The 17437-nt window shown below is 60.7% G+C and carries 14 protein-coding genes; 3 read left to right on the top strand and 11 right to left on the bottom strand.

Features of this window, described 5'->3' with window-relative positions; genetic code table 11:
* Positions 1-52: 52 nt before the first annotated feature.
* The 4 genes from guaA to ACP7D9_RS27080 form a co-directional block, all read right to left on the bottom strand.
* Positions 53-1630 (bottom strand): glutamine-hydrolyzing GMP synthase, encoded by a 1578-nt coding sequence (gene guaA / locus ACP7D9_RS27095; RefSeq protein ID WP_042608327.1) that lies wholly within the window; start codon positions 1628-1630, stop codon positions 53-55.
* Positions 1631-1710: 80 nt separating this feature from the next.
* The gene (gene guaB / locus ACP7D9_RS27090) at positions 1711-3180 is read right to left on the bottom strand and encodes an IMP dehydrogenase (protein ID WP_016773343.1); all 1470 of its coding nucleotides are present in this window, start codon (positions 3178-3180) and stop codon (positions 1711-1713) included.
* 196 nt (positions 3181-3376) lie between these two features.
* Complete coding sequence (locus ACP7D9_RS27085; RefSeq protein WP_426160120.1) at positions 3377-3925, bottom strand: sugar ABC transporter ATPase; 549 nt, start codon at positions 3923-3925, stop codon at positions 3377-3379.
* A gap of 92 nt (positions 3926-4017) precedes the next feature.
* Positions 4018-4785, bottom strand: coding sequence for a sulfite exporter TauE/SafE family protein (locus ACP7D9_RS27080; RefSeq protein WP_426160119.1), 768 nt, complete (start codon positions 4783-4785; stop codon positions 4018-4020).
* A gap of 172 nt (positions 4786-4957) precedes the next feature.
* On the opposite strand from ACP7D9_RS27080, the gene xseA reads away from it, so the two are divergent.
* The 3 genes from xseA to leuA all read left to right on the top strand — a co-directional run bounded on the left by xseA (position 4958) and on the right by leuA (position 9299).
* Positions 4958-6337 carry an exodeoxyribonuclease VII large subunit gene (xseA, locus tag ACP7D9_RS27075; protein ID WP_101162041.1) on the top strand — a complete coding sequence of 460 codons (1380 nt, stop codon included), beginning with the start codon at positions 4958-4960 and terminating at the stop codon, positions 6335-6337.
* A gap of 3 nt (positions 6338-6340) precedes the next feature.
* Complete coding sequence (locus ACP7D9_RS27070) at positions 6341-7162, top strand: peptidoglycan DD-metalloendopeptidase family protein (protein ID WP_101162039.1); 822 nt, start codon at positions 6341-6343, stop codon at positions 7160-7162.
* 457 nt (positions 7163-7619) lie between these two features.
* Positions 7620-9299, top strand: coding sequence for a 2-isopropylmalate synthase (gene leuA / locus ACP7D9_RS27065; protein WP_426160118.1), 1680 nt, complete (start codon positions 7620-7622; stop codon positions 9297-9299).
* A 200-nt stretch (positions 9300-9499) separates the two neighbouring features.
* On the opposite strand, the gene ACP7D9_RS27060 is transcribed toward leuA, so the two are convergent.
* The 7 genes from ACP7D9_RS27060 to ispG all read right to left on the bottom strand — a co-directional run bounded on the left by ACP7D9_RS27060 (position 9500) and on the right by ispG (position 17437).
* A complete protein-coding gene (locus tag ACP7D9_RS27060; protein WP_426160117.1) occupies positions 9500-10291 on the bottom strand; it encodes an amidohydrolase in 792 nt (263 codons plus the stop codon).
* Positions 10279-11427 carry a pyridoxal phosphate-dependent aminotransferase gene (locus tag ACP7D9_RS27055; RefSeq protein WP_426160116.1) on the bottom strand — a complete coding sequence of 383 codons (1149 nt, stop codon included), beginning with the start codon at positions 11425-11427 and terminating at the stop codon, positions 10279-10281. Before ACP7D9_RS27055 ends, ACP7D9_RS27060 begins: the two co-directional genes overlap by 13 nt.
* Before the next feature lie 153 nt (positions 11428-11580).
* On the bottom strand, positions 11581-13053 hold the full coding sequence (der, locus tag ACP7D9_RS27050) for a ribosome biogenesis GTPase Der (protein WP_024014210.1): 1473 nt from the start codon (positions 13051-13053) through the stop codon (positions 11581-11583).
* Between the two features lie 135 nt (positions 13054-13188).
* A complete protein-coding gene (gene bamB, locus ACP7D9_RS27045; protein ID WP_101162031.1) occupies positions 13189-14340 on the bottom strand; it encodes an outer membrane protein assembly factor BamB in 1152 nt (383 codons plus the stop codon).
* A complete protein-coding gene (locus tag ACP7D9_RS27040; RefSeq protein WP_101162029.1) occupies positions 14333-14974 on the bottom strand; it encodes a tetratricopeptide repeat protein in 642 nt (213 codons plus the stop codon). The genes bamB and ACP7D9_RS27040 overlap by 8 nt, the downstream gene beginning before the upstream one ends.
* A gap of 41 nt (positions 14975-15015) precedes the next feature.
* Positions 15016-16305 (bottom strand): histidine--tRNA ligase, encoded by a 1290-nt coding sequence (gene hisS, locus ACP7D9_RS27035; RefSeq protein ID WP_426160115.1) that lies wholly within the window; start codon positions 16303-16305, stop codon positions 15016-15018.
* A 22-nt stretch (positions 16306-16327) separates the two neighbouring features.
* A complete protein-coding gene (gene ispG, locus ACP7D9_RS27030) occupies positions 16328-17437 on the bottom strand; it encodes a flavodoxin-dependent (E)-4-hydroxy-3-methylbut-2-enyl-diphosphate synthase (RefSeq protein WP_003185136.1) in 1110 nt (369 codons plus the stop codon).

Here is a 17437-nt window from a genome sequence, read left to right as displayed (position 1 = left end):
TGAGGCCAAGGGTTTTTTGTTTACTCGATGCGTCGATCAGCGTGCAGCAGGATCATTCCCACTCAATCGTCGCCGGCGGCTTGCTCGACACGTCGTAGGTGACGCGCGAAATACCTTCGATTTCGTTGATGATGCGGCCGGAGACGGTTTCCAGCAGTTCGTAAGGCAGGTGTGCCCAACGCGCGGTCATGAAGTCGATGGTTTCTACCGCACGCAGGGCCACGACCCACGCGTAACGACGGCCGTCGCCGACCACGCCCACCGATTTGACTGGCTGGAACACCACGAAGGCCTGGCTGACCTTGTGATACCAGTCGGCCTTGCGCAGTTCTTCGATGAAGATGTGGTCGGCACGACGCAGCAGGTCGGCGTATTCCTTTTTCACTTCGCCGAGGATGCGCACGCCCAGGCCCGGGCCCGGGAATGGGTGGCGGTAGACCATGTCGTACGGCAGGCCGAGTTCCAGGCCCAGACGACGGACTTCGTCCTTGAACAGTTCGCGCAGTGGCTCGACCAATTTCAGGTTCATTTCTTCCGGCAGGCCGCCCACGTTGTGGTGCGACTTGATCACGTGGGCCTTGCCGCTTTTCGCGCCAGCCGACTCGATCACGTCCGGGTAGATGGTGCCCTGCGCGAGGTACTTGATGTTTTCCAGTTTGTTGGACTGGGCATCAAATACGTCGATGAAGGTACGACCGATGATCTTGCGTTTCTTCTCCGGGTCGGCTTCGCCGGCCAGGTTGTTGAGGAACTGCTCCTCAGCGTTGGCGCGGATCACCTTGACGCCCATGTTCTCGGCGAACATGGCCATCACTTGCTCGCCTTCGTGCAGACGCAGCAGACCGTTGTCGACGAACACGCAGGTCAGTTGATCACCGATGGCTTTGTGCAGCAGCGCAGCAACGACCGAGGAGTCGACGCCGCCGGACAGGCCCAGCAGGACGTTGTCGGTGCCGACCTGGGCGCGGATGTTGGCGATGGCGTCTTCAGCGATTTTCGAGGGTGTCCACAGGGCTTCACAGCCGCAGATGTCGAGCACGAAACGCGACAGGATGCGGCCGCCCTGCTTGGTGTGGGTCACTTCCGGGTGGAACTGCACGCCGTAGTACGCGCGATCGTCGTTGAACATGCCAGCGATCGGGCAGCTCGGGGTGCTGGCGAGGATGTGGAAGTCTTCCGGCATCTTGGTGACCTTGTCACCGTGGCTCATCCACACGTCGAGGCCGAACAGGCCGTCGGCGTCGATGTGATCTTCGATGCCGTCGAGCAGGCGGCTCTTGCCGACCACGTCAACGCGAGCGTAACCGAACTCACGCAGTTCGGAACCTTCAACCTTGCCGCCCAGTTGCTCGGCCATGGTCTGCATGCCGTAGCAGATGCCGAACACCGGCACGCCCAGGTCGAACACCGCCTGCGGGCAGCGCGGGCTGTTGGCTTCGTGCACGGACTCGGGGCCGCCGGCGAGGATGACGCCTTTAGGGGCGAATTCGCGGATCGCATCTTCGTCCATGTCGAACGGGTGCAGTTCGCAGTACACGCCGATCTCGCGCACGCGGCGGGCAATCAGCTGGGTGTATTGCGAACCGAAGTCGAGGATCAGGATGCGGTGAGCGTGAATGTCGAGGGCCATGACTCATTCTCATGTAGTGAATCAGAAACAACTCGGGGCTGAATGAACAGCCCCGGTGATTTAACGTTTTGCTGGAAGCCTCAACCTACGCGGTAGTTCGGCGCTTCCTTGGTGATCTGCACGTCGTGAACGTGGGATTCGGCCATGCCGGCGCCAGTGATCCGCACGAATTCGGGCTTGGTGCGCATTTCTTCGATGTTGGCGCTGCCGGTGTAACCCATCGAGGAACGCAGGCCGCCCATCAATTGATGAATGATCGCGCTCAGGGTGCCCTTGTACGGCACACGGCCTTCGATGCCTTCCGGAACCAGTTTCTCGGCGCCTGCCGAGGAGTCCTGGAAGTAACGGTCGGACGAGCCTTGAGCCTGGGACATGGCGCCCAGCGAACCCATGCCGCGATAGGCCTTGTACGAACGGCCCTGGAACAGTTCGATCTCGCCTGGCGCTTCTTCGGTACCGGCGAACATCGAGCCCATCATCACGCAGGACGCACCGGCGACGATGGCCTTGGACAGGTCACCGGAGAAACGGATGCCGCCGTCGGCGATCAACGGCACGCCGGTGCCTTCAAGGGCGGCGGCGACGTTGGCGATGGCGCTGATTTGCGGCACGCCGACACCGGCGACGATACGGGTGGTGCAGATCGAGCCAGGGCCGATACCGACCTTGACTGCGTCGGCGCCCGCTTCGGCCAAGGCCTTGGCGGCAGCGCCGGTGGCGATGTTGCCGCCGATCACCTGCACTTCAGGGAAGTTCTCCTTGACCCAGCGAACGCGGTCGATCACGCCCTTGGAGTGACCGTGCGCGGTGTCGACCACCACCACGTCAACGCCGGCGTTGACCAGTGCGGTCACGCGATCACCGGTGTCTTTACCGGTGCCGACCGCAGCGCCAACGCGCAGACGACCTTGATCGTCCTTGCTGGCCAGCGGGTAGGCTTTGGCTTTTTCGATGTCGTTGACGGTCATCATGCCTTTGAGGGCGAATTTGTCGTCGACGATCAGCACGCGCTCGATGCGGTGCTTGTGCAGCAGTTCACGGACGTCGTTCTTGTCGGCGCCTTCCTTGACCGTGACCAGACGCTCTTTGGGCGTCATCACTTCGCGGACAGTGGCTTCCAGACGGTTTTCGAAACGTACGTCGCGGGAGGTGACGATGCCGACCAGGTCGCCATCGTGCAGTACCGGAACGCCGGAAATGTTGTGCAGACGGGTCAGTTCGAACAGATCACGCACCGTGGCATCGGCCTCGATGGTGATGGGATCCTTGACCACACCGGCTTCGAACTTCTTGACCTTGCGCACTTCGGCAGCTTGCTGCTCAATGGTCATGTTCTTGTGGATAATGCCGATGCCACCTTCCTGAGCCATGGCGATTGCCAGACGGGCTTCAGTAACGGTGTCCATGGCGGCAGAAACCAGAGGAATATTCAGTTCGATGCCACGGGTAAGACGGGTCTTGAGACTGACTTCGTTGGGAAGTACCTCGGAATAACCGGGCACTAGGAGAATGTCGTCGAATGTCAGAGCTTCTTGGCTGATACGCAGCATCGCGGGGGCTCCCGAGCGGGAAAATGGAAGCGCGCCATTATAGTCAGACACCCCCTGCTGTTCAATGTAAAACTCAGCCTAATTGATAGATGGAAAACCTGGCTTTCTGTAGGAGCTGCCGAAGGCTGCGATCTTTTGACTTCGCTTTTCAAAGGCAGGATCAAAAGATCGCAGCCTTCGGCAGTTCCTGCTGGGATCAGAGCTCGACCTTTATCCAACTTACAGGTTGATCGAGCCAATCGGCGAACTCGTCGATAAAGCTCTGCTTGAACCCCGCCTCCAGCCAATTATTGAAAATGAAGCCGAGGTTGGAAAACGCGCATTCCTGCAAAAACAGGAAGCCGTTGATGTCGTCTTCATGCCCGCACTCCGGGCAGGTGAAGTTGTCGGTACGCCCCGGAAACCAGTCTTCCAGACTTTCGAACAGTGCCTCGCCGACTTCGCGGCGGCATTCGGCACAGCCGGCTTCTTCGAGAAAGCCTTTGGCCGGGGTATAGATGCAGCGCTTGGTGACAATTTCCAGGCCATTGATCGGCTCACCGAACGGCAGCGCCTCGGGGTGCAGCACCACTGCGCGGGCGCCGTCGGCGATGGCGTGCGCCATGCGGTTGCCGGTGCGCCCGCAGGTGGTCAGTTGTTCTTCGATGATGTTCTTGCGCACCAGCCAACGCACGATCGCCCGCGCCCGGGGTTCGTGCACCGGCAGGGTGGAGATTTTCGGGACGATGATGCTTTGCGTGTTCATGAAAGTTCCTGCGGTGTGGCTTCTGACGCCTTCGCGAGCCTGCTCGCGAAGGCGTTCCAAAGGCCGGCAGCTTAATCCCTGAAGAAATTCGGTCAAGTGCTGAAATAACGCACGATCAACGCGATTCCGCTGGCCAGCACCAGCCACGTCACCAGCCGCACAAATGCCTCGCGCGAAAGCCTCATGCTCAAGCGCCGGCCGATCCACAAGCCCAGCGCCATCGCCGGCAACAGACACAGGGCCAGCATCAACAAGGGTAGCTCGGCATAGACACCGGCGATGACAAACAGACTCAAACGCACCACGGTGCTGCAACTGATCAACGCACTTTGCGTGGCCCGCGCAGCCTCTTTGGGCAAGCGACTGTTCAGATAGATCGCATACAAAAAACCGCCGCTGCCAAACAACGCACCGAACAATCCGCCCACCGTGCCCATGGGTACGGCCCATGCCGCCGACAACTGCGCCGGCCGCGCTTTGACCCACAGGCTGTAAACCGCATAGGCGCTGATAAACAGGCCCATCAACAGCAGCAACAGATCGGATTTGAGATTCAGCAGGAAGATCACCCCCAGCGTGCAGCCGATCGCCATGCACGGCAGCAGTCTGAGCAACTCCGCTCTGGCCACGTCCCGCCGCGAAGGCAGCAGATTGCCGAACGCCGCAACGAAATCCAGCAACACCAGCAGCGGCACGATTTTCGACAGCGGCATGAACAGGATCAGAATCGGCCCCGCCACCAGCGCCGTGCCGAAACCGGCAATACCAAAGACGATGTAGGCCAAGGCAATGGCCAGCCCGATAGCCGCCCAACCGCCCGCGCCCCACGACCACGCCCCCAACAGTTCCATCACGCTCATCACTTCATTTCCTTATTAAGTCGCCAATACTGCGCTGTAGGAGCTGCCGAAGGCTGCGATCTTTTGATCTTGATCCTGAAAAAACAAGATCAAAGGATCGCAGCCTCGTTGCACTCGACAGCTCCTACAGGGTTCGTGCAATGAGCAGAAGAATGCCTTTAAACTGCGCCCCATGATTAAAGATCCCTTCGCAAGACTTGGCCTGGACCGAGAAATCCTGACCGTCAGCCAGCTCAACGGCCGCGCGCGGGTGTTGCTCGAAGACGTGTTCAGCAACATCTGGGTAGAAGGCGAAATTTCCAACCTTGCGCGCCCGGCGTCCGGTCACGTCTACTTCACCCTCAAGGACAGCGGCGCGCAGGTGCGTTGCGCCTTGTTCCGGCAGAACGCCGCGAGAGTGCGTCAGGCATTGAAAGATGGTCTGGCGGTCAAGGTGCGCGGCAAGGTTTCGCTGTTCGAAGGCCGTGGCGACTATCAACTGATCCTCGACACCGTTGAACCTGCCGGTGACGGTGCGCTGCGTCTGGCCTTCGATGCGCTGAAGGAAAAGCTCAGCGCCGAAGGCTTGTTCAGTGCCGAACGCAAAGTGCCGCTGCCCGCGCACCCGCAACGCATCGGCATCATCAGTTCGCCGACCGGCGCAGTGATTCGCGACATCATCAGCGTGTTCCGCCGCCGTGCGCCGCAGGTGCAACTGACCCTGATTCCGACCGCCGTACAGGGCCGCGAAGCCACTGCGCAAATCGTCCGTGCTCTGAAAATGGCCGATGCCCGTGGCTTCGATGCGCTGATCCTCGCCCGTGGCGGCGGCTCGCTGGAAGACCTCTGGTGCTTCAACGAAGAAGCCGTGGCGCGCGCGGTCGATGCCTGCGTAACGCCGATCGTCAGCGCCGTCGGCCATGAAACCGATGTGTCGATCAGCGACTTTGTTGCCGACGTCCGCGCACCGACACCCTCGGCGGCCGCCGAACTGCTCGCCCCGGATTCCAGCCATCTGATCCGTCAGGTCGAGAGCCTGCATCGACGTTTGGTGATGCGCATGCGCGATCGCTTGATGCGTGATCGCCTGCGTCTGGAAGGCATGGCCAGACGGCTGCGGCATCCTGGCGAACGTCTGCGTCAGCAGGCCCAGCGGCTCGACGATCTGGACATGCGCATGCGCCGGGCCTTCGAGCGCAGTCTCAATACCCGCCGCGAACGCCTGATCCGCCTGGAAACCCGCCTCGCCGGGCAACACCCGGGACGCCAATTGGCCATGCTCCGTCAGCGCCTCGACAGCCTCGCCGAACGCCTGCCCCGTGCCATGCGCGATGGCCTGAAACAACGTCGTCAGCAATTGCACAGTCAGATGCAGACCCTGCATGTGGTCAGCCCGTTGGCGACCCTCGGTCGCGGTTACAGCATCCTGCTCGACGAGCGTGGCCACGCGATTCGCAACGCCGCGCAGACCCACACCGGCCAACGCCTGAAAGCCAAACTGGGCGAAGGCGAATTGCAAGTGCGCGTCGAGGATAACCACCTGACGCCCGTCACCCTCTCTTTACTGGACTGATCCATGCCGCGTTTTCTCGCTCCGCTGCTGTTGCTCTGCCTGGCTTTCAATGCTCACGCCGACAGTTACATCACTCGCCTGCTGAACAAACCAGTGCCGGGCGGCGTCGCGGTGGTGGATCTGGGCGCGGCAGCACAAGCGCCGAAAGCCACGTATCAGGGCAAACCGGTGCTGGTGGTGAAAGAACAGAACAACTGGCTGGCGATTGTCGGCGTACCGCTGACGGTCAAGCCCGGTGCACAGCAAATCAGCAGTGGCGGGCGCAATCTGCCCTTCACCGTCGGCAGCAAGAAATACCCGGAACAGCACATCACCCTGAAGAACAAACAGCAGGTCAACCCGAACGCCGACAACCTCAAGCGCATCGAGGGTGAACTGGCGGAACAGATCGCGGCTTACCGCAGTTTCAGCCCGAACACGCCGAGCAATCTGCTGCTGGACAAACCGGTCAACGGCCCACTGTCGAGCAAGTTCGGCGTGCGCCGTTTCTTCAACGGTGAAGAGCGAAATCCTCATGCGGGCCTGGATTTCGCGGTACCGGCCGGGACGCCAATCAAGACGCCGGCGGCGGGCAAGGTGATTCTGATCGGCAATTACTTCTTCAACGGCAATACGGTGTTCGTGGATCATGGCCAGGGCTTTATCAGCATGTTCTGTCACATGTCGAAGATCGATGTGAAGAACGGCCAGCAACTGGCTCGTGGCGCAGTGGTGGGCAAGGTCGGCGCGACCGGCCGCGCGACCGGCCCGCATATGCACTGGAACGTCAGCCTGAATGATGCGCGGGTCGATCCGGCGATTTTCATTGGCGCGTTCCAACCCTGAATATTGTGTGGAGGCTGCTGGCCTCTTCGCGGGCAAGCTCCCACAGGGATTTGTTTGTGAATGCAATCCAATGTGGGAGCGAGCTTGCTCGCGAAGGCGGTTTTTCCACCTACAAATACCGCTGGCATCCGCCCACCCTCAATTGCGCCTCTATCTACCCTCACGCAAACATCAACAACCAGTAATGACTTAAGCACAATAAAATCGCGCAAAAACCTGCTTTCCGAGGATTCCTCTCAATTTTTTCCGACTGCTTGCCATCCTTTCCCCTCGCGGTTAGGGTTGAGGGCATGAAAACCTCTCACACCCTCATTCAGCTTCGCCAGCACCGCAGCCTGTGCCTCGTCAGCGCACGACTGCCAGGCTGAATCGCTGCGCCTCGTCCCACGCTTTTCCAAGAACATTCGTTCAACCGGCAGGCCGCCTCTTTTCGGCCCAGACAACAAGGAATTTCCCGATGAGCATGCTCAAAGACCCGTCTTCGAAATACCGCGCGTTTCCCGTCATCAACCTGCCGGATCGCACCTGGCCGTCGAAGACCATCAACACCGCGCCGATCTGGTGCAGCTCCGACCTGCGTGACGGCAACCAGTCGCTGATCGAGCCAATGGACGCGGCGAAGAAGCTGCGCTTCTGGAAAACCCTGGTGCAGGTCGGCGTGAAAGAAATCGAAGCATCGTTCCCGGCGGCTTCGCAAACCGACTTCGACTTTGTGCGTACGCTGATCGAAGAAGGCCACATCCCGGATGACACCACCATTCAGGTGCTGACCCAGGGCCGTGAAGATCTGATCGAGCGCACCTTCGAATCCCTGCGCGGGGCGAAGAAAGCCATCGTTCACCTGTACAACGCCACCTCGCCTTCTTTCCGTCGCATCGTCTTCAACCAGGACAAGGACGGCATCAAGGCCATTGCGGTCAACGCCGCCAAACTGTTCGTCAAATACGCAGCGATGCAGCCAGAGACCGAGTGGACCTTCGAATACTCGCCGGAAACCTTCAGCGCCACCGAGCTGGAATTCGCCAAGGAAGTCTGTGACGCGGTGATCGAGGTGTGGAACCCGACGCCTGAGCACAAGATGATCCTCAACCTGCCGGCCACCGTTGAATGCGCAACGCCGAACGTGTACGCCGACCAGATCGAGTGGTTCGGTCGCAACATCAACCGTCGTGACAGCGTGATCATCAGCCTGCACACCCACAACGACCGTGGCACAGGCGTCGCGGCCACCGAGCTGGGCCTGATGGCCGGCGCCGATCGTGTCGAAGGCTGCCTGTTCGGCAACGGCGAGCGCACCGGCAACGTCGACCTCGTCACCGTCGCGCTGAACATGTACACCCAGGGCGTGAACCCTGAGCTGGATTTCTCCGACATCGACGGCGTGCGCAAGGTCGTCGAAGAGTGCAACCAGATCCAGGTGCACCCGCGTCATCCGTATGTGGGCGACCTGGTGCACACCGCGTTCTCCGGCTCGCACCAGGATGCCATCCGCAAGGGCTTCGCCCAGCAGAAACCGGACACCCTGTGGGAAGTGCCATACCTGCCGATCGACCCGGCCGACATTGGTCGCAGCTATGAGGCGGTGATCCGCGTCAACAGCCAGTCGGGCAAGGGCGGCATCGCCTACTTGCTGGAGCAGGAATACGGCATCAGCCTGCCGCGTCGCATGCAGATCGAGTTCAGCCAGGTGGTGCAGCGTGAAACCGATCGCTTGGGCCTGGAGATGACCGCCAAGCAGATTCACTCGCTGTTGATCAGCGAATACCTGCAGGCCAACACCCCGTACGCGCTGGTCAGCCATCGTCTGCAGGAAGAAAACGGCAACAGCGCCGTCGAAGTGGAAGTGGCCAGCAAAGGTCAGGGCGAAACCAACCTGCACTGGCGCGGCAAAGGTAACGGCGCGCTGGAGGCATTGGTGGCGGGTCTGCCGGTTCCGGTGGAGATCATGGACTACAACGAACACGCGATCGGCGCCGGCACCAACGCCAAAGCGGCGGCCTACATCGAACTGCGCGTGAACGGTGAACGTGCGGTGCACGGCGTGGGGATCGATGAAAACATCACCACTGCCAGCTTCAAGGCACTGTTCAGCGCGCTGAACCGCTCGCTGAGCCAGCCAGAGGCGAAAGCAGCGTAATCGACCGTTGAAACGCGAAAGGCCCCGGAGTGAAAACTCCGGGGCCTTTTTTTACCTCCAGCTTTTGCGGTGAAGCTGATGGCCCTTTCGCGGGCAAGCCCGCTCCCACAAGTTTTAGGGTGAACCCGACATTCAGGTATACCTCGGCCACTGTGGGAGCGGGCTTGCCCGCGAATGCGTCCGCTTGGACGCTGCAACTATCAGGTGAACTCGAAAGTGTCGGCATCCAGGTTCGCCGGAAAGCGCTCACGATACGCCGCCAACGGCGCCGCTTCCAGAATCACCTGGAACACGCCATCCGCCTCCCCCGCCGCCAGCAACGTCTCGCCCTGGAAATCCAGCACCTGACTGTCACCGGTATACGCAAAGCCCTTGCCATCGCTGCCGACCCGGTTCACCGCCGCCACGTAGCAGAGGTTTTCAATCGCTCGGGCCGGCAGCAGGCGATTCCAGTGCAGACGCCGTGCGCCCGGCCAGTTGGCGGTGTACAGCAGCAGATCGGTGTCCTGCGCATCGCGGCTCCACACCGGGAAGCGCAGGTCGTAGCAGATCAGCGGACGAATTCGCCAGCCCTTGAGCTCGAACTGCACCTGCCGCTCGCCGGGCGTGTAATGGTTGTGCTCGCCAGCCATGCGGAACAGGTGACGCTTGTCGTAATGCAGCACTTCGCCGTCCGGCCGCGCCCACAGCAAGCGATTGCGATGGCTGCCGTCAGCCGCCTGAATAATCACGCTGCCAGTGATGACCGCATCGAATTTCGCCGCCTGCGCTCGCAGCCATTTGCTGGTCGGGCCGTTTTCGGCTTCGGCGAGGGTTTCCGACTCCATGGAAAAACCGGTAGTGAACATTTCCGGCAGGATGATCAGATCGGCCCCACGGGCCTGCTCCAGCAACAGCTCGAAATGCTCGAGGTTGGCCTGGCGGTCGTGCCAGGCCAGGCTGGTCTGGATCAGCGCCAGAGTCAGGTCTGGCAAAGCACTCAAATCACGCATAGTTTCGCCGCCGCTTCACGCAGCGTCTCCTCGCGTTTGGCAAAGCACAGCCGTATCAAGCACTGGCCTTGCGGTGGATTCTGGTAGAACACCGACACCGGAATGCTCGCGACACCGTGCTCGCGAGTCATCCACGTGGCCATGTCGACATCATTCAGATCAGGACGGATCTGTGAATAATCAACCAACTGGAAATAGGTGCCACTGACACGGGTGAAGCTGAACCGCGACGGCGCGAGCAGATCGCAAAACAGATCGCGCTTGGCCTGATAGAAACCCGGCAATTGTTCAACGTGCTCGGGGTGCTCGGACATGTAATCGGCCAGCGCGTATTGCAGCGGTGTGACGCCACAGAAACTCACGTATTGATGCACCTTGCGCAACTCGGCCGTCAGCGCTGGCGGGGCGACGACATAGCCGGTTTTCCAGCCGGTGACGTGGTAAGTCTTGCCGAACGAGCTGATCACGAACGCGCGCTGATAGAGCTCTTCATGGGCGAGCACGCTGACATGCGGTACGCCGTCGAACACCAGGTGTTCGTAGACTTCGTCGCTGATCAGATAGATGTCGCGATCACGGATCAAGGCCGCCAGTTGATCGAGCTCGTCGCGGCTGATCAATGCGCCGCTGGGGTTATGCGGGGTGTTGATGACGATCATTTTAGTGCGCGGGCTCAGGGCCGCGGCGAGTTGGTCGAAATCGATGGAAAAATCGTCCGGATTCAAGTGCACATGCACGCAACGACCACCCGCCAGCTCCGTCGCCGGCGCGTAGCTGTCGTAGCATGGATCAAACACGATGACTTCGTCGCCACTGTGGATAACGGCCTGAATCGCGCAGAAGATCGCTTGGGTCGCGCCGGGCGTTACCGTCACTTCATGATCGGCATCGACATTCACGCCATAGCTGCGGGCGATCTTGGCCGCGATCTGCTGGCGCAACGCCGGCAACCCGGTCATCGGCGAATACTGATTATGGCCACTGGCGATATGCCGCCCGACCGCATCACGCAGCGACTGCGGCCCGTCAAAATCCGGAAAACCCTGCGACAGGTTGATCGCGCCGGTCTGCGCCGCGAGCTGAGACATCTGCGTGAAAATAGTGATGCCGACATTCGGCAGCTTGCTGGTGATCATCGGGGGTTCTCTCTCGACACCCGGCTCTGACGACGGCTCGGGAGAGCCCGAGGATAGCCCATCCGGCGCCCATAAAAAAAGGGCGCCAACCGGCGCCCTTCTCTCTGACTGATCGTTCCCACGCTCTGCGTGGGAACGATCCTGCAAGCGACGTTATTTCTTGTCGCGGCGCTTCTTGCTGGCTTTCTTGTTGTGCGACATCAAGCGACGCTTCTTGTTGACCTGACGGTCGGTGAGCGTGTTCTTGTTGCCTTCGTACGGGTTCTCGCCGCCCTTGAACTCGATGCGGATCGGCGTACCGACCAGCTTGAGCACACGACGGTAAGTGTTCTCCAGATAGCGCACGTACGACTTCGGCACTTTCTCGATCTGGTTGCCGTGAATCACGATGATCGGCGGGTTCGCACCACCGAGGTGAGCGTAACGCAGCTTGATCCGGCGGTTGTTGACCATCGGTGGCGCGTGCTCGCCCACCGCATCTTCGAGAATCTGGGTAAGGCGGTTGGTCGGCCAACGGGTGACCGCCGACTTGAACGAGTTCTGCACCGAGGCGTAGAGGTTGCCCACGCCCGTGCCGTGCAGCGCCGAGATGAAGTGAATATCGGCGTAGTCAACGAAGAACAGTCGACGTTGCAGCTCGACCTTGACGAAGTCGCGCTCGCTCGGCGTCATGCCGTCCCACTTGTTGATCGCGATGACCAGCGCACGACCGGACTCGATGGCGAAGCCCAGCAGGTTCAGGTCGTGGTCGACCACACCTTCGCGGGCGTCCATCACGAAGATCACCACGTTGGCGTCTTTGATCGCCTGCAGGGTTTTGACCACGGAGAACTTTTCGACTTCTTCGTGGATCTTGCCGCGCTTGCGCACACCAGCGGTGTCGATCAGCGTGTACTTCTCTTCATTGCGCTCGAACGGAATGTAGATACTGTCGCGGGTAGTACCCGGCTGGTCATACACGATGACGCGGTCTTCACCGAGCATGCGGTTGACCAGGGTCGACTTGCCCACGTTCGGCCGGCCGATGATGGCGATCTTGATCCCGTCTTTTTCGCTCGGGCCAGGAATGCGCTTGGCTTCCTCACCTTCGGCAACGACTTCTTCCTCTTCACCTTCAGCCGGCTCGTCATCATCACGCGGGAATTCGCTCAGGGCGGCTTCCAGCAGTTGCGTGATGCCACGGCCGTGGGCGCCGGCGATCGGGATCGCGTGGCCCATGCCCAGCGGGGCGAATTCGGCGCGGGCCATTTCCGGGTCGATGTTGTCGACCTTGTTGGCCACCACGTGGGAACGCTTGTTACGTTTGCGCAAATGCTCGGCGATCATCTGGTCGGCAGCGGTAAAACCGGCCTTGGCATCTACCAGAAACAGCACCACATCGGCTTCTTCGATGGCCAGCAGCGACTGCTCGGCCATTTTTTCGTCCATACCATGTTCGTCACCGGAGATACCGCCGGTGTCGATCAGAATGTAGGAACGCCCTTGCCACTTGGCCTCACCGTACTGGCGATCACGGGTCAGACCGGACAGGTCGCCGACGATGGCGTCGCGAGTCCGAGTCAGGCGGTTGAACAAGGTGGACTTGCCGACGTTCGGTCGGCCCACCAGGGCGATTACGGGAACCATGCGGCTCTCCACTGCGTTATTTCAGAAAATACAAAAGCCGCTGCGAGGCAGCGGCTGGTGCTCGGGGCAACACCCGGAGGCGCTGCAAACCCTGCTGATGCAGGGCCGCTTGGGGATCAACCCCAAGCATAGTTGTTACTTGATGGTCAGGGCTTCCAGTTTGCCGCTGTTGCCATACACATAAATCGTGTCGCCCACCACCAGCGGACGAGCACGCAGGCCGTCGCTGTCGATGCGCTCACGGCCGACGAAACGACCGTCAACCTGGCTGAGCAGGTGCAGATAACCTTCCAGGTCACCCACAGCTACATAGCTGGAGAACACTTCCGGAGCCGACAGCTGACGGCGAGCCAGCGCATCGTTGCTCCACAGTGCGGTGGTCGAACGCTCGTCGACGCCTTCAACGGTGCCCGAGGACAGGCTCACGTAGACGCTGCCGAAACCCTGAGCGATACCGGCGTAGCTCGACGCATCGCGCTGCCACAGTTGACGACCGCTTTCCAGGTCCAGTGCCGCCACGCGACCCTGATAACTGGCCACATACAGCGTGCCGCCGGACAACAGCAGACCGCCGTCGATGTCGACCACGCGCTCCAGTTCCGAACGACCCTGTGGAATGGCGATGCGTTGTTCCCACACCGGCACGCCGTTGGAGATGTCCAGAGCGACCACTTTACCCGTCGACAGGCCAGCCAGCGCCAGACGGTTGGTGACCAGCGGAGCACTGGTGCCACGCAGGGTCAGGACAGCCGGAGTGCTGTCATACACCCAACGCTGGTTGCCGGTGGCCGCGTCCAGACCGATCAGACGATCGTCCTGAGTCTGCACAACGACGACGTCGCCATTGTTGGCCGGCGGCGCGAGGACTTCACTGTTGACGCGCGCACGCCACTTCTCTTCACCATTGCTGGTGTCCAGAGCGACGACTTCGCCACGCAGGGTACCGATCAGTACCAGACCGTAACCCACGCCAACGGCGCCGGAGACAGGCAGTTCCAGATCCTGGTCCCACTTCACGTCGCCGTTGCTGCGATCCAGTGCCATCACCACACCGGTCACATCGGCGGCGTAGATGGTGTCACCGTCAATCGCCGGCACCAGCATGTTGTAGGTTTCACCCTGACCGTCACCGATCGAGCGACTCCACTGCTTCTGCAGAACCACTTCTTCCTTGAAGTCGGTCAGTTCAGCCGGTGGCAGTTCTTTCTTGCTGTTGCTGCTGCAACCCGCGGCCAGAAGGGCCAGAGCCAGCAATGCTGCATGCTTCCAACGGATCACGTCACGCATCCCCTTTGGCCAGGTCGTCGAGCTTGATTTGAAGGCCACCGACTGCCGCTTCATCCGACAGTGCCGCCTTGGCTTTTTGATACGCCTTGTTCGCGTCATCGGTACGGCCCAAGCGCACCAGCAGGTCGCCCTTGAGTTCTTCGCGAGTGGCCAGGAACGCTTTGTCGGCATCGCCGTCGAGCAGTTTCAGGGCGTCTTCGGCCTTGTCCTGCGCGCCCAGCACCTGCGCCAGACGCTGACGGGCAATCTCGCCCAGCGCCGGGTTGGCCGGTTTGTCGACGATGGCTTTGAGTTCAGCGGCTGCGTCGTCCAGCTTGCCGCTGTCGACCGCGACTTTGGCGACGAACAGGCTGCCGTATTGCGCGTAAGCCGAACCGCCGTATTCGCTGTTGAGCTTGCCGGCCAGATCCGCAACGCGCGCGGCATCGGGCTTGCCGTCAGGCGTCAGGGTGGTTTCCAGCAATTGCTGATAGAGCACCGAGGCGCCTTGCGACTGGTTGCTCTGGTATTTGTGATAAGCCTGCCAGCCGAACACGATGACCAGCGCCAACAGGCCGCCGGTGACCAGAGGTTTGCCGTTGCGTGTCCACCAGTCCTTCAAATCCGCCAACTGTTCGTCTTCGGTACTCGACACCCCAATACTCCTTAATCGCTAAATCGGCTGTTAAGACAGCTTCAACCCTGCACGACGCAGGTGGCCAGGTGAGCGGCGAGCGCATCCCAGGCAATGCTTTGTTGTTCGCCCTGGCCACGCAGGGGTTTGAAACCTACCACTTGCTGGGCCATTTCGTCGTCACCGAGGATCAGCGCGTACAGCGCACCGCTCTTGTCGGCCTTCTTGAACTGGCTTTTGAAACTGCCGGCGCCGGCATTGACTTGCAGGCGCAGGTTTGGAAGCTGATCGCGAACCCGCTCGGCCAGAGCCAGACCGGCCAACTCAGCCTGCTCACCGAAGGCGCAGAGGTAGACGTCGACCTGACGGGAGATTTCTTCCGGGATCTGCTCGAGGGTTTCGAGCATCAACACCAGACGCTCGATGCCCATGGCGAAACCGACGCCCGCGGTTGGCTTGCCGCCCATCTGCTCGACCAGACCGTCGTAACGGCCGCCCGCGCACACGGTGCCCTGAGCGCCGAGCTTGTCGGTGACCCATTCGAAAACGGTTTTGCTGTAGTAATCGAGGCCGCGCACCAGTTTCGGGTTGAGCACATAAGGAATGCCGACGGCATCCAGACGCGCCTTCAGGCCTTCGAAGTGAGCCCGGGACTCGTCGTCGAGGTAATCGGCCATTTTCGGCGCATCGACCAGCACGGCCTGGGTGTCGGCATTTTTCGTGTCGAGCACGCGCAGCGGGTTGGTTTTCAGGCGACGCTGGCTGTCTTCGTCGAGCTTGTCGTGGTGCGCCGAGAGGTACTCGACCAGCGCTTCACGATAGCGACCGCGGGACTCGCTGGTGCCGAGGCTGTTGAGTTCGAGCTTGACCGCATCACGGATACCCAGCTCGCGCCACAGGCGCCAGGTCATGATGATCAGCTCGGCGTCGATGTCCGGACCGTCGAGGTTGAACACCTCAAGACCGATCTGGTGGAACTGGCGATAACGGCCTTTTTGCGGACGCTCGTGGCGGAACATCGGGCCGATGTACCAGAGTTTCTGCACCTGACCGCCACCGGTGATGCCGTGTTCGAGCACAGCGCGCACGCACGCCGCAGTGCCTTCCGGACGCAGGGTCAGCGAGTCGCCGTTGCGGTCTTCGAAGGTGTACATCTCTTTTTCGACGATATCGGTCACTTCACCGATCGAGCGTTTGAACAGCTCGGTGAACTCGACGATCGGCATGCGGATCTGCTTGTAACCGTAGTTATCCAGCAGACGCGCAACAGTGCCCTCGAAATAACGCCACAGCGGGGTCTGTTCGGGCAGGATGTCGTTCATGCCACGAATGGCTTGCAGAGACTTGCTCACAAAAATTCCTTAATTCGTTCGATCAGCCGCGCGCGATAACCGCAGCGTCAGCTTCGACCTTTTCGGCCGCTTTCTGGCGGATCAGCCGTTCCAGCTCATCCACCAGATTGTCATTCGTCAGTTTCTGCGACGGTTTGCCATCGATGTAAATCAGGTTGGGCGTGCCGCCGGTCAAGCCGATATGGGCTTCCTTGGCTTCGCCGGGGCCGTTGACCACGCAACCGATCACCGCGACATCCAGCGGCACCAGCAGGTCTTCAAGGCGCCCTTCCAGCTCGTTCATGGTCTTGACCACATCGAAGTTCTGCCGCGAGCAGCTCGGGCAGGCGATGAAGTTGATACCACGGGAACGCAGATGCAAAGACTTGAGAATGTCGTAACCGACCTTCACTTCCTCGACCGGGTCGGCCGCCAGCGAGATGCGGATAGTATCGCCAATCCCTTCGGCGAGCAGCATACCTAGGCCCACGGCGGATTTCACCGTGCCCGAGCGCAAACCACCGGCTTCAGTGATGCCGAGGTGCAGCGGCTGGACGATTTCTTTCGCCAGCAAACGGTAGGCTTCGACGGCCATGAACACGTCGGAGGCCTTCACGCTGACCTTGAAGTCCTGGAAATTCAGGCGTTCGAGGTGTTCAACGTGGCGCAGGGCGGACTCGACCAATGCGGCCGGGGTCGGCTCGCCATATTTCTTCTGCAGGTCTTTTTCCAGGGAACCGGCGTTGACGCCGATGCGAATTGGAATGCCACGATCGCGGGCTGCATCGACCACGGCACGCACACGGTCTTCACGACCGATGTTGCCCGGGTTGATGCGCAAGCAGTCGACGCCCAGCTCGGCCACGCGCAGAGCGATCCTGTAGTCGAAGTGGATGTCGGCCACCAACGGCACTTTGACCAGTTGCTTGATCTTGCCGAACGCCTCGGCGGCGTCCATGTCGGGTACCGAAACGCGAACGATATCGACGCCGGCAGCTTCCAGACGATTGATCTGCGCCACGGTCGCGGCGACGTCATTGGTGTCGCTGTTGGTCATGCTTTGCACAGCGATCGGCGCGTCGCCGCCCACCGGTACGTTGCCGACCCAGATCTTGCGCGATTCGCGACGTTTGATTGGAGATTCGCCGTGCAT

The organism is Pseudomonas sp. TSRC2-2, from assembly GCF_049897785.1.
In the GTDB taxonomy this organism is placed as follows: domain Bacteria; phylum Pseudomonadota; class Gammaproteobacteria; order Pseudomonadales; family Pseudomonadaceae; genus Aquipseudomonas.
This window is presented reverse-complemented; position numbering and strand designations above follow the sequence as displayed.

What these genes read in the sequence shown, in the direction of transcription:
- guaA (WP_042608327.1), bottom strand. Translation starts at nt 1,630, where the DNA reads ATGGCCCTCGACATTCACGCTCACCGCATCCTGATCCTCGACTTCGGT.
- guaB (WP_016773343.1), bottom strand. Translation starts at nt 3,180, where the DNA reads ATGCTGCGTATCAGCCAAGAAGCTCTGACATTCGACGACATTCTCCTA.
- ACP7D9_RS27085 (WP_426160120.1), bottom strand. Translation starts at nt 3,925, where the DNA reads ATGAACACGCAAAGCATCATCGTCCCGAAAATCTCCACCCTGCCGGTG.
- ACP7D9_RS27080 (WP_426160119.1), bottom strand. Translation starts at nt 4,785, where the DNA reads ATGAGCGTGATGGAACTGTTGGGGGCGTGGTCGTGGGGCGCGGGCGGT.
- xseA (WP_101162041.1), top strand. Translation starts at nt 4,958, where the DNA reads ATGATTAAAGATCCCTTCGCAAGACTTGGCCTGGACCGAGAAATCCTG.
- ACP7D9_RS27070 (WP_101162039.1), top strand. Translation starts at nt 6,341, where the DNA reads ATGCCGCGTTTTCTCGCTCCGCTGCTGTTGCTCTGCCTGGCTTTCAAT.
- leuA (WP_426160118.1), top strand. Translation starts at nt 7,620, where the DNA reads ATGAGCATGCTCAAAGACCCGTCTTCGAAATACCGCGCGTTTCCCGTC.
- ACP7D9_RS27060 (WP_426160117.1), bottom strand. Translation starts at nt 10,291, where the DNA reads ATGCGTGATTTGAGTGCTTTGCCAGACCTGACTCTGGCGCTGATCCAG.
- ACP7D9_RS27055 (WP_426160116.1), bottom strand. Translation starts at nt 11,427, where the DNA reads ATGATCACCAGCAAGCTGCCGAATGTCGGCATCACTATTTTCACGCAG.
- der (WP_024014210.1), bottom strand. Translation starts at nt 13,053, where the DNA reads ATGGTTCCCGTAATCGCCCTGGTGGGCCGACCGAACGTCGGCAAGTCC.
- bamB (WP_101162031.1), bottom strand. Translation starts at nt 14,340, where the DNA reads ATGCGTGACGTGATCCGTTGGAAGCATGCAGCATTGCTGGCTCTGGCC.
- ispG (WP_003185136.1), bottom strand. Translation starts at nt 17,437, where the DNA reads ATGCACGGCGAATCTCCAATCAAACGTCGCGAATCGCGCAAGATCTGG.